The organism is Desulfococcus sp. (assembly GCF_041737845.1).
Lineage (GTDB): Bacteria > Desulfobacterota > Desulfobacteria > Desulfobacterales > Desulfococcaceae > Desulfococcus.
Genome location: NZ_JBGSQX010000107.1, coordinates 18,044 through 30,582 on the forward strand (window position 1 = coordinate 18,044; position 12,539 = coordinate 30,582).

The 12,539-nt window shown below is 58.8% G+C and carries 11 protein-coding genes; 3 read left to right on the top strand and 8 right to left on the bottom strand.

The annotated features are described in order from the left end of the window. Nucleotides 1-61 precede the first annotated feature (61 nt). A complete protein-coding gene (locus ACEW8N_RS12145) occupies nucleotides 62-2,425 on the top strand; it encodes a response regulator (protein ID WP_373500092.1) in 2,364 nt (787 codons plus the stop codon). Between the two features lie 9 nt (nucleotides 2,426-2,434). Here ACEW8N_RS12145 and ACEW8N_RS12150 read toward each other — a convergent pair whose 3' ends face one another. The 6 genes from ACEW8N_RS12150 to ACEW8N_RS12175 form a co-directional block, all read right to left on the bottom strand. Next, entirely contained in the window at nucleotides 2,435-2,893 is a 459-nt protein-coding gene (locus tag ACEW8N_RS12150; RefSeq protein ID WP_373500093.1) for a DUF2062 domain-containing protein, read from the bottom strand. 73 nt (nucleotides 2,894-2,966) lie between these two features. After that, the gene (locus tag ACEW8N_RS12155) at nucleotides 2,967-4,253 is read right to left on the bottom strand and encodes a radical SAM protein (RefSeq protein WP_373500094.1); all 1,287 of its coding nucleotides are present in this window, start codon (nucleotides 4,251-4,253) and stop codon (nucleotides 2,967-2,969) included. Next, complete coding sequence (locus tag ACEW8N_RS12160) at nucleotides 4,250-6,703, bottom strand: glycosyltransferase (protein ID WP_373500095.1); 2,454 nt, start codon at nucleotides 6,701-6,703, stop codon at nucleotides 4,250-4,252. Before ACEW8N_RS12160 ends, ACEW8N_RS12155 begins: the two co-directional genes overlap by 4 nt. Before the next feature lie 242 nt (nucleotides 6,704-6,945). After that, complete coding sequence (locus ACEW8N_RS12165; RefSeq protein WP_373500096.1) at nucleotides 6,946-7,122, bottom strand: hypothetical protein; 177 nt, start codon at nucleotides 7,120-7,122, stop codon at nucleotides 6,946-6,948. Nucleotides 7,123-7,266: 144 nt separating this feature from the next. Beyond that, nucleotides 7,267-8,181, bottom strand: coding sequence for a hypothetical protein (locus ACEW8N_RS12170; protein ID WP_373500097.1), 915 nt, complete (start codon nucleotides 8,179-8,181; stop codon nucleotides 7,267-7,269). A gap of 38 nt (nucleotides 8,182-8,219) precedes the next feature. Continuing rightward, nucleotides 8,220-8,927: a PAS domain S-box protein gene (locus ACEW8N_RS12175; protein ID WP_373500098.1), complete on the bottom strand. Its 708-nt coding sequence runs from the start codon at nucleotides 8,925-8,927 to the stop codon at nucleotides 8,220-8,222. 235 nt (nucleotides 8,928-9,162) lie between these two features. On the opposite strand from ACEW8N_RS12175, the gene ACEW8N_RS12180 reads away from it, so the two are divergent. Beyond that, on the top strand, nucleotides 9,163-9,462 hold the full coding sequence (locus tag ACEW8N_RS12180; RefSeq protein WP_373500099.1) for a hypothetical protein: 300 nt from the start codon (nucleotides 9,163-9,165) through the stop codon (nucleotides 9,460-9,462). A gap of 31 nt (nucleotides 9,463-9,493) precedes the next feature. Further along, a complete protein-coding gene (locus ACEW8N_RS12185; protein ID WP_373500100.1) occupies nucleotides 9,494-9,823 on the top strand; it encodes an amphi-Trp domain-containing protein in 330 nt (109 codons plus the stop codon). A gap of 88 nt (nucleotides 9,824-9,911) precedes the next feature. Here ACEW8N_RS12185 and mgtE read toward each other — a convergent pair whose 3' ends face one another. Next, nucleotides 9,912-11,264: a magnesium transporter gene (gene mgtE, locus ACEW8N_RS12190; protein ID WP_373500101.1), complete on the bottom strand. Its 1,353-nt coding sequence runs from the start codon at nucleotides 11,262-11,264 to the stop codon at nucleotides 9,912-9,914. 67 nt (nucleotides 11,265-11,331) lie between these two features. Then, nucleotides 11,332-12,525 (bottom strand): GAK system CofD-like protein, encoded by a 1,194-nt coding sequence (locus ACEW8N_RS12195; protein WP_373500102.1) that lies wholly within the window; start codon nucleotides 12,523-12,525, stop codon nucleotides 11,332-11,334. Nucleotides 12,526-12,539: the final 14 nt, after the last annotated feature.

The following is a 12,539-nucleotide window of genomic DNA, read 5'->3' on the forward strand; positions in this document are numbered from 1 at the left end:
AGAGACAGAAGGACACCCCCATTGCACCCGCTCATCTTTCCCAGACACACAAGGAACGTATATGACCGACCGTGATATGGCATCCCCTGCCATCGTTGTGGTAAACGATGATGTCATACAATTGCGGATTCTGTCCAGCATGCTGGAGCAGGAAAACTTTACCGTGGCCGCCTTCGAAGCCGCGGCCGAAGCCCTGAAATGGATGGACCCGGAGGCGCCGCCGCAACTCATCATCACCGATCTTCACATGCCCGGGATCGACGGCTGGCGGTTTTGCAGGCTCCTTCGCTCCATGGAATACGCCGCCTTCAACGCGATACCGATCCTGGTGGTGTCCGCGACCTTCTCCGGAGAGGACGTCCGGCAGATCACCGCGAGGCTGGGCGCCGACGCGTTTCTGGCCGCGCCCATCAAATCGACGGCCTTTCTCCGGCAGGTCCAATACCTTCTCAACGGACGCTTCTCCAGGATCAAAACCCAGGTCCTGATCGTGGACCCGGATACGACGGGCTGCCAGCGGCTCAAATCATCTTTTGAATACGGCGGCTATTATGCCACCATCGCGTACAGCGGACTCGAGGCCGTGAAATGCCTTCGGGAACACGCCGCGGAAATCATCATCCTGGAGTACCAGCTCCCCGACACCTCGGGAGACCAGCTCCTGCGGGAGCTGCGGCGGATCCATCCCCAGGGGGTCTTCATCATGATCACCCACGACCCCCGGCCCGAGCTTGCCGTCGGCTGGATGCAGCGGGGCGCCGCCGCCTATGTCAGGAAACCCTTCGACCCCCAGTACCTCATCACCCTGTGCGAGAATGCCTGCCGCGAGCGGGCGCTGCTCCATGTCGAGGATATTCTGGAGGAGCGGACCCGGGAGCTGCTGAGCAGCGAGGCAAAATACCGGTTCATCTACGACAATTCCCCCGTGATGATGCACTCCATCGACCAGGAGGGGCGATTCTGCGACGTGAACTGGAAATGGCTTTTCGAGATGGGCTACGAGCGGGAGGCCGTCCTGGGCCGGGACGCCTATTTCATGCTTGCCCCGGAATCCCTGGACCCGCCGGATTCAGAAAACATCCCGGTCTTCGGCCGCCAGAGCGCCACGGATTTCCCTTGCCGGTTCCGCAAGAAAAACGGCAGCGTCATCGATGTTATGGTCAGCTCGGAGACGGTCAAAAACCTCCTGGGCAAAAAGATCAGCATCTGCGTCGTCCGTGACGTCACCCGCCAGAAACAGATGGAGAACGAGCGGCTCCACCTGGAATCCCAGATCCAGAAATTCGAGGGGCTGAACCTTATGGCCGGAAGTATCGCCCATAATTTCAACAACCTTCTCATGGGCATCATGGGCAACATCGAGATGGCCGCCATGTCCCTCGATCCCGGGGTTCCCCCCATGCACAACATCGAGGCGGCGAAAAAGGCGGCCGAGCGGGCATCGGAGCTGAGCAGCCTGATGCTGACCTACGCCGGAAAGGGCCAGATCACCTCCCATACCATCAACCTGGCCAGGCTGGTGGAGGGGCTGATCAGCCTTTTGGAGGTCTCGATCACGGACAAGGCGGACATCGAATTCCTGGGGCGGGACGAGCCGGTATTCATCAAAGGGGATGCCGCACAGATCAACCAGGCGATCCTCAACATCGTTGCCAACGCCGCGGAGTCGCTGGGCGATCGCCTTGGAAAGATCACGCTCTCCGTCGGAACGACCCATTGCAGCCGCGGCGCCTTTCAGCCCCCCTTTCAAGACGACGATCTCCCGGAGGGGGTGTATGCTTTTCTGAGGATTACCGATACGGGGAGCGGCATGACCCCGGAAACCCACGCCAGGGCGTTCGATCCGTTTTTCACCACCAAATTCACGGGACGGGGGTTGGGGCTTTCCACCGTTCTCGGGGTTGCCCGGGGGCACCGGGGCGCCGTCTCCATTGAAAGCGCGGCGGGCCGGGGCACATCGGTAACCCTGCTCTTTCCCGCGATCGAGGCGGGCCGAGCCGACACCCGGCCTGCCCCGTCCTCACCAGAGACGCCGGGGATGACCCTCCAAGGGACGGTTCTCCTGGTGGATGACGAGGAGATCATCCTGACCATTGGAACGGAAATGCTGAAATCCCTTGGATTTCACGTGTTGACCGCCAGGGACGGGCTCGAGGCGCTCCGGTTGTTCCAGGAAAACAGCCGGGAAATCGATCTCGTCATCCTCGATCTCGCCATGCCCCGCCTGGACGGCGAGAAAACCTTCCATGAACTCCTGGGCATCTCCCCCGATCTCAAGATCATCCTGTCCAGCGGCTACACGGAAGACCTCGTGGCCCAGCGCTTCAAGACCGTCAAGCCCGACGCCTTCATCCAGAAGCCCTATCAGCTCACCTCTCTGCGGGAAACAATCACCGGCGTGCTCGCGGGGGACGAGATCCCCTGACGGGGCTCCTCACGGGCCTGGCCGGATGGAACGCCTTTTGCGGTAGATCTGGATCAGACGGTAGGCGAAGACATATCCGGCAAGGGCGATGGGAATGCCGGTCACAATCCCCCCGACCGTCAGTATCCAGAGAATCTCCGGGCCGTTTTTGAGCAGCGCCATCAAGGCGTCGACGCCGAATTCAGCGGGCATGACCAGATGGGAGGTTCCGCCGGGCAGCACCGCGGCCCCGACCTTGTAGGTCATGGCGTAAAAAAAGGGCGCGGTCAGCGGGTTGGTGATGACGACCCCGGCGGCCGCGGCGATCTTGTTCCATTTGAGCAGAGACGCGATGAAGACCGCCGTGACCGTGTGGCACATCATGAACGGCGACATCCCCACGAAGAGTCCCAGGGCAAACCCCAGCGAGATCTCCCTCGGGCCGCCCGTAAGCGACAGAAACCGGCGGCAGACACCCGTGAAAACCATAGACAGCCGCCTTTTTTTCGACCTGGGCGGAATATCTTCGGCCCGGGTCACCCGCCGCCCGAGGCCGCAGCCGTCATCGAAACCGGCCCAATCGATCGTAATCGGGCGGCTTTCGGCCGTCAAAAAAGTCGCAGGCACGGTAGTACTTGAGGTCTTCCCCCCAAAGGGTTCCGCATTTTCCATCCTTCAACACCCTCCTGATCAGGGCCTGGGGCCGTGAGGCGGCCTCGAGTATCGGGCCGAAAAGCACCGAGGGGTCCCGGAAGCATTCCCAGTCGCACGCCACGCAACGATCGCCGTTTCTCCGGGACGACAGGTCAAGGTCCCAGAACTTCCCCAGGTTCTCGGCCCCCCGGTAGCCGCAGGGATAGGTGTCGCCGTCGCGGGCATTGATATAGAAGAAATCCATGCCGCCCCGACAGGGATATGGGGGGAGATCCGAACCGCCCCCATACTGCCTGTAAAGGGCATACACGGACGCCCGGGGGGAGAAGATGCGGATTTTGGACCGGAACTCCGGGATGGTTTCGAAGAGGGCCTTGAAGAGCCGGGCTTTCTCATCCCTGGAAAATCGAATGACCGGATCGATGGAACTGGCTCCGTATACCGCGTTCAAATCCGCTTCACCCCTGTCCGCATCGTCGATGCTCATGGGATAGCAACTGTTGACGATGGTGAAGCCCATCTCCGCGGCAAACCGGTAGAACTCCCGGAATCCCTGCCGAAACCGGTGATAGAATTCATCCAGGTAGGCTTCACGGGTGGGATGGGCCGCTGCCGGCGACAACCCCATGGTGTCGTGAACGATGTTCCGGTTGATTCCCAGGTTGAGGGATGGATAAATCCCCGCGGCGTGAAACAGAGGAAGGGCCCGGGCGATCCCTTCCACCACCCCGGGAAATCCCCGCATGGCTTCATGGACGCCCGCAACGGCGGAATCGATGCTGATCCAGAAGTTGCGGAGGGGCGTGTCGGCAAGGGTGTGGGCAATCCGGGCGATCCGGGACCTGAAATCCGGCCGAAGGCTGTGCATGAAGCAGCAGCCGTTGGTGCCCGTGCGGATATAGGGGATGCCGGCGGCTCCCGCATACCGGATCAATTCGGCCAGGTCCTCGAACAGCAGCATGGGCTCTCCGCCGGTGAAGGAGAGTGCCTGAATTCCTTTTTGCGCCGCAGCGTCGATCATTCTGCGGAGGTCGTCCATGGACAGGCGCGAGCGGTCGAACCGCTCCGTCACCCGCATGCCGCACTGGGGGCAGGTCGCATTGCACCGGTCCGTCAGTTGGATCACGAGCTGTCCGGGAACCCTGCCCCGGAGCAATCCGGCGGCGTTCCGACCCGCGGAAAGCCAGGCGGTCATCGCCATCCTCCCGCTGCTGCCGCTGCTTGCGGCGCTCCGGCCTCCATTTCTTCATATATCTTCCACTGCCTGACGAACGCGTTTTCAAAGGACCTTTCCTCCATGTATTCCCGGGCGGCCCTCCCCATGCGGACACGCATCTCCCGGTCGCATGCCAGCCGCTGCATGGCATCGAGGAGCCTGTCAGGGTCATCGCCCGGAACCACCAGGCCGGTGACATTCGGCACCATGTTTTCGCATGGCCCGCCCTGGTCGGTGACGATGATGGGCAGGCCGGATGCCTGGGCTTCGAGAACCACGTTCCCAAAGGTGTCCGTGGTGCTGGGGAAGACGAAGAGGTCTCCGGATGCGTAGGTATCCGCAAGGTCATCGCCCTTCAAATATCCCGTGAAGGTGCACGGACAGTCCGCCATGGTTTGCCGCATCTCTTCCAGGTAAGGCCCGTCTCCCACCACCACCAGGTGGACGTCCGGCGTCACCCGCGCAAGGCGCTTGAAGGCTTCGGCCAGGCGCAGCAGGTTCTTCTCCCGGGAGACGCGCCCGACATAGAGGATCTTGACCGGTGCCGTGATGCCGTAACGCTTTTTCATGAGGCCGTTTCGCCGGGAAGGATGGAAGGCTTCGGTGTCGATGCCCCGGGGAATCATCCGGATTTTTTCGGCGCGGATGCCTTTTGCCGCAAGCTCCTCGGCCGAGCTTCCGGACGAGACGTAAATCAGGTCCATATGATCGTAATACCAGAGCATGTAGCGCCAGGTCAGCTCCTCGATCATGGCGTCCCCGGTGAGGTACTTTGCGTATTGGGGAAAGGCGGTATGATAGGTCCCGTTTATGGGAAGCTTGAGGATGGAGGCGATGGCCAGGGCCGCCAGACCGATGGGTCCGGGCGTCGCCGCCTGGATGTGGGTGATCCCCGCTTCGTAGCAGTAGTTGAGCATCTCCAGAAACGGCGGATAATAGACCTTCTGCTCCGGGTATTCCGGGATTTCATAGACACCGATGGGCTTGAAATTGCGCACGCCGGCCTCCGGGGCGAGGTGGTCGTCGTGGCAGGTGATGACCGTGAGGTGCTTGTGGTTCCTGAGGGCCGCGTCGACCTGCTGCTGAAGGGTCTGGGCCACGCCGTTCACATCGTAGAAGGTATCGGTGAAATGGGCGACCCTCACCTCCTGGCGAACCAGGCCCGCATCCCTGCCGAAGCGTTCCAGGATCGAACGGTTGACGGTCCTGTCCTTGGTGAACTGGGCAAAGGCCACAAAATACGGCGCAAGAAGGAAGTAGAGTCCTCCGGCAGAGCCCAGGGTACCGAAAACACTGAACACGTTTCCGCCCGAAAGGTGATCGAGGAGCCGGTTCGCCGCGCTCGACAAGACCTCGTTGGAGATCCGGTTGACAAAATCGAACCAGTTCCGTTCCTGTTCCCAGGGGGAGGCGCCGCTCTCCCGGGCCGCTTCCATGATTTCAGGATGCTCCGTGAGCAGCCGGTCCGTCTCCCCGCGGATCAGCCCCAACAGGGTATCGGGCATGCCGCTCCGGGCCCGGCTCTGCTTTCGGTAATTCAGGAAATAAACGATCCTGCGCATCAAGCCGCTTTCGGGTTCCGTTTCGCAATTCAAGGAATTTTCCAGGAACCGAAGGAGACGGTCCTTTCCCGTATGCCGCGAGAGGCTGAATTTGTTCCGGTAAAACTGGTAGGCGATCCCGTAGAGGTTATGGGCCATGGTCCGGGGGCTGGAGGCATGGCTCGCGACCTCCGCGCGGCCGCGCCGGATGCCTGAGGAAAGCTCCTCGACCGTCGCGGCCCCGGGAATCCGGGTGTAGGTCCGGGCGATGTTGAGGCCGCTGTGGTCGTCCGAGCCGCCGACGATGTTTTTCCGCCACGGCATTTCAACGGCCGGCGAAATCCCGTGTTTTTCTGCGAGCCGATCCATATCCTCGGACGTCAGCGACATGAGGACGCTTTTCAGGTTCTGGTTCTGCCGATCGTTGCGCGCGCCGTTGAGTTCGAAGTTCTGGAAGAGGAGGAGCATCCGTTCGAAGTGTCCCAGGCTCAGCCGGTCATTGACGGCGTAAACCGGGTGGGCCAGCACATGGAGAATCCCCGCCTGGTTCAGGTAGGCCGCAAGGTCATAGATGTTCCTGCGGACCTTCCCGATCTCCAGGTGCTGGGCCTCGGTGATATCCAGGGCCAGAATATGGACCTTGCAGCCGTCTTCGGGAAAATAGGCGGTGATCTCCTCGCTGATGAAAACGTCCGGCAGGTGAGCGATTTCCATGGCGCCGTCAATGGTGTTGTGGTCCGTGATCGTGACCATGGACATTCCCCGGTGCTTTGCGATCCGATACACCTGAAGCGGTTCGGTAAAGCTCTCCGGGCAGCCGATCTTTTGAAGTATCCACTGGGTTGGCCTTCTTGAAAACCTGGAATGTACGTGCAGATCGATTTTCATCTTTTCGCTTTCCTCTGTTGAATGGCTGGGGGCTTATGAACAATCTGCGGGATCAGTAGCGGCAAGATGTTAGACGGGGATGAAGCGGGGGTTAGAAAACCATAAAATCGACAAGAAGAGGTGGCCTCGGCGACGGAAACCATGTGAGAATGCACCGCCGCCGGATTCTTTTCCAGGAGGGCGCCGGGGTGCGAATGAGAGGCCGAGCCCCGCCTGGGATACCTCCCTCCGGCATCAAGAAATCATTTTGGCGTCTCGGTGATGACGTCCGGAAGCGGTTCGGGCGAGGTGGCGCCGATGGACTGATAAGCCCTTAGAAGGAGCAGCGCATTCGGGCCGATCGCGGCGGTCCGCATGCGCTTCCAGATCAGGACGGCCACAACGGCCGCGGCTGCGATGGTCAATACAAGGCCTTTCATGCCAGTTCCCCTGTTACAGGTGGGTTTGTTCTTCTTAATGTAATGAAGGCATGTTAGGGGCGTGTTAAACATCCATCAGAATCTATAAAAAAAGATGAGTAAACCAGGGGTCAGCGGACCGCCAGCGCCCGGGCGACGACCCGCTCACGCCGACTGCAGGAAAATTTCCTGCTGCAGCCTGAGGCTGTAATTGACCGGCGCATGATCGGACAAAAATTCAGGCGGCCCCGCAAGGCGCCGCTTCAGGGCAGCCAACCTGCTCCGCTGCACGGGCGGCGCTGAAATGCCGTTTTCCATCGACAGTCCGCTTTCCGGCAAACCGCCGCCCGGGTAATGGCAGCGTTCGCCCGCATGACAGAAATCGAAGGGAATCCGGGAAGGCGGCAGGAGGGTCACCAAATCCCGGTTGTTCACCACCCGGAAAATCGGCACCTCCCGGAGGGATTGGACAAAAGCAGCGTCCCCCACCCTCGGGGATCCAAAGGTGTACAGGCCCGACGGCGGCCGCAGGGAGGCGGCAAGGGTCGCCATCGCCCCGCCCAGGCTGTGCCCGGTATAGAAAAGGGGAAAATCCGGGGGAAACCCCGACAGGCATTCATCCACCCTCTCCCATATCTTGAAAAACTCATTCTTGAATCCGGAGTGCACCAAGCCGCCGGCGCCCCAATCAGTCTGGAGGGTGTTGAGGTTCGAAAGCCATGTTTCGAAGGCGCTGGTCCCCCGAAACACCAGGACGCCGAAAGGATCGCAGGCATTTTCGGATGTGGTGACAAGGGCGCATTGAATCCCGTTATTGTTGAAGAAGCAGTATTCCCGAAGGTTGACCCCGGACAGGATTTCGTTTCGATTCCGGCCGGTGTCGATGCCGCCGGTCTCATCCGCCTCCCTGACGTAGATCAGGCGCGAAATCTCGGAGAGCCACCAGGCATTGACCGGGCTGTACCCCGAAGTCCGACGGCAAAAGGGCGGCCGACCCGGCCCGTTGCCTTCCTGGATGTGAAAATATTGATTCGAGGCGCCCGGCCTGAGGATGGCCTCCCATGAATAATCGAATTTCATCGAATAAAAACAGTTTCCGAGTTGACTGAAAAATATACCTACTTGAAGACGATCTTGACCGAGGGGCGTTCCTGATATCTGACACGGCTCATTTTCAGCTTGAATTCCCTGACCATGCCGTCTTCACAGCGAAACTTGACGTTTTTGACCTTTTCCGTCTCCCCCTCCAAAAAGGCCTTGTCGATCTTTTCCTTGACCTTTATCGCGTCCTTGAAAGTCATGAAATCAAAAAAGCGCCGTCCCGAAACCGGGTCAGTATCAGCGATCCCCAGGACCGGGCGAACGGCGCGGTTGATGTAAACGATCGTATAGGCCGTATCGATTAGCAGGATTTTTTTCAGGTCGTCGTCCACAAAACTCCGAAACAATTCGTATTGGGCGCGATACCGGGATTCACCGGTTTCAAGGCGGTTGCTCATTTCCGCGAGGGCCTTCTCCAGTTCCCCCCGGACCGACGCCGTTTCGCCGTTTTCGCGGGCCATGACGGCGTTCTTCTCCTGGAGCATGGCCGCCTTCTTTATTAACGCCTCGTTCTCTATTTTCAGCCGGTCGATCTTTCCATGGAGGGCCTCCACTTCTGTCTCGAGGTCCGCGCGGTCTTTCCGCATCCCGGCCATTGCCGCCTCAAGACGGCTCTTTTCGCCCTCAAGCTGCGTTTTCCGCTCCTCAATCTGGCCGAGATTTCCTTCGATCTCCTGGATAAACTCAACCAATTCACGCTTCGTTTTGTGCATGAGTGCCGTCATTACTACTCCTCAATTTTGCTCAGAAAACCCTTCCGATACAAGAACACACCACTATGAACAAACCAACTTTTTTATAATTTAAACAGTTTATTTTTGTGCATCATCAATGGAATCAATACAAAATTCAGTTGAACATACTATATTTTATTTTTTTTATTGACAAGCATTATTTATCATATATATTCGGACAAAATTTTGTACACTTTTTGTACGTTTATATAACAAGGAACATTGCATGAGCATTTTCAAGGAAGAGATTGAAACCAAGCGCGTCATTTTCAACATAGAGGTCGATCTGGCCAACCGATTGGATGATCTTAAAAAAAATGCGAGAACCATCGGAAAAAGGCTGGACGCCGATACGGCCGTCAACAGGGCCTTGGAAAAATTTCTGAAGAAAGCCGAAAAAAAAATATACGAGATCATGAAAAAAAAAGGGATCGCCGATCCGCTCGTGATCACCTCCGAAGAAACGGATGACCATGAACCTTCCGCCGCCGGCTCAGATGGGGCCGATGACGTTGAGGATGAATAAAAAAACAACCCACCCAAAAGAGGAGAACACCATGAAGAACGAAATCAAGATCAAACAGACCATGGAACTGGCCACCGCCACGAAAATCCTGAAAGACCTTGCCGCGAGCTTTGAGGAGGGAACCATCTGCTTCGAAAAAGGGGAGGAATTCGTCACCCTCAGGCCCGGAAACCTGATCGATCTGGAGATGGAGGCCGAAATGAAGAAGGACAAGCAGAAGCTCTCCATTGAGCTCTGCTGGCGAACGGTCGAGCCCAAAAAGAAAGAGGCCCCCGCCATCAAGATTTCCAGCCAGGAACCGGAAATGATCGCCCCGACGCCCGAGGAAAGCGACACGGGCGAGACCGGGTCCGACGACTGACCGCCTTGAGGATTTAAGCCCGCGCGCCCCTGTTTCTGAATTGAAAAACCCATTCTCCGGCAGACAGGCCCCACGGGCCGGCGCGGTCCTAAAGCCCCAGCAGAATCGATGAAATCTGGAAATAAAAAAATACGGCGATGATGTCTATGGCCGTGGTTACGAAGGGTCCGGTGGCCACGGCCGGGTCTACGTTCATTCGCGCAAAAACCATGGGAGCCATGGAGCCCACCAGGGCCGCCACCGACATGGAACAGACGACGGCCGACCCCACGGCAAGCGCAAGCTTGAACGTGCTGAACCGGATCTGAGCGAAAACACCGATGAGGGTTCCGTAAAAAATCCCCAGAAGAAACCCGATGGACAGCTCCTTAAAGACTACCGCCCAGATCTTCCGGACGTCCAAAGACCCCGTGGAGATGCCGCGCACAACGATGGTGGAGGACTGGGTGCCGATATTCCCCCCCATGCCATTGATCACGGGGATGAACGCGGCCAGGGCCGCCACCTTCTGCAGAGTGTCTCCGAAGCTGGCGATGATGAAGGTCGCGGCAAGGCCGCCGAAGCAGCTTGCCAGAAGCCACGGCATGCGGATCCGGGTATTCTTGAACACCGACTTGGATTCGATGAATTCGGTGCCGATACCGGCCATTTTGAGCATGTCCTCGTCGGCCTCCTCCTTGATGATGTCGATGACATCGTCCACCGTGATGATCCCCACCAGGGTATTGGTGTCGTCCACCACCGGAACGGCCAGGATGTCGTACCGGGCCACCAGCTTGGCCACCTCCTCCTGGTCCATGTCGGTCCGGACCGAGAGGACGTCGGTGGACATGAACGCCCTGAGGGGGGTTTCGGGGGAGACCACCACAAGCTGGCGCAGGGAGCTTACGCCCACCAGCTTGCCGTATTCGTCCACGACGTAGAGGTAAAAGGGCATCTCCACGTCCTTGTAATCCTTCTGGAAGAGATGGATGGCCTCGCCGGCGGTCGCATCCTCCCGGAGGGCGATGAAATCGGGGACCATGATGCCGCCGGCGGTGTCGTCGCCGTATTTCAGGAGGCTCTCCAGTTCCTCCTGGCCTTCCCGCTTCATCTTTTTCAGGATGGCGTCGGTTTTCTCCTCCTGAAGATGGCCTAAGAGGTCGGCCACGTCGTCGCTGGGCATGGCCTCCAGAACCGGCACAATGTCATCCACATTCATCTGATCGACAAACGCAAGAAAGGTGGTTTCGTCAAGCTCGCTGAAGAGGATGCCCTTTTTTTCGACATCATCGATGAGATCGAACAGCCGATGCTGCTGACGCACCGTCAGCAGGGGAAACATGTCGGACAAGTCCGCGGCATGGGTTTTATTGACGATCTTCCGCAGGTGGGCAATGGCATTCCGTCGCAACAGCCGCTTGATGCTCTCAATGAGGATCTTATTCTTATCCTGAGACATGAAATCTCTCCAGTTCGGTATATCCAACGTCCAGCACGACCAAAAACCCCACCGAAAATCCCACCGATCAGGCCAGGGACAACAGCACCGGGACCAGAAGCCTTTCATCAATGAGCGGATGGGAACGATCGCTCACCAACGGGGTATCAATAACCTCGATACCCATCCGGGTCAACGTCTTTCGGTCGATCTCCCCCCTGTAGTTCCCGCGCGCAAGGTCTACCAGCACAAAATCGAGGACATTCCTGCATGAATCGGCGTCCGGATCATCCCTTCTCAGGAACGACGTCAGGCACCGCACCTGGTCCGTGATTCCCATGCCGAAGGTTTCCGGATCGCCCCCGCCGGTGCTGGGGATGAACACCTTGGGGCCGGTGTTCCGGCTCACGGCCCGGCCCACGCCCCGGGGCAGCAGGTTCGCGATCAGGCTCGAATAGAAGCTGCCCATGGGGTAGCAGATCAGGTCGGCTCCCTCAATCAGCGACGCCATCTTCCGCCGGATCGGGACGTCGACCGGCTCCGGCTTTTTTCGGTCCGAGGCAAGCCACAGGTCCGTGATCCGCGAGGCGATGGGTGACGCCTCCTTGCCCGTCATCAGGTGCTGGCCGACGATCCTTCGGCCGTCTTCCATGGCCGCCGCCAGGTGGAGATATTTGTTGACCACCGGCCGCACCACCCCCCTCACCTGGACCAGCTTCGAAAATATAAAAATGATGGTGTCGAAATTGCGCCGGCTGTCGAGGTATCCCGCCGTCAAAATGAGGTTGCCGATGCTCGCTTTTCTCAGGTCGAAATCCGGGGGCATGAATTCCTTGAAAAGCTGAAGGTAGTGGCGGATGATCTTCCGCATGGGATCTGGGATCCCGGCCACCAAGGGATGGCGCCCGCCGATCATCTCCTCCATCTCCGCCCTCAGCCCCTCCTGATCGCCGTCAGGGGGAAACCGGCAGGCGAACAGCCTGAAAATCTCCGGATACCCGTGAAGGCTCCGGTCGGCCAGGGCCAGGAGGCGGTTGCGCACATCGCCGATGGCGGGCATCTGAAATGCCTCCCGGAGCTTGGCCGAGCTTCCGCCGGAATCGAAGGGGGTGATCACGTGGATGGAGTTGTGGGTGTATTGAATGAGCTCGGCGCAGGTGTCCCGAAGCGCGCTCCCCCCGCTGAAAAAAAGGATCCCGGGGCCGAGTTCCGGTCGGTGCCGGTATCTTTCTATCTTGACCGGATCCGGCAGCCGGATATCACGGGTGACCTTGATGAACATGTCTTAGGGAATTC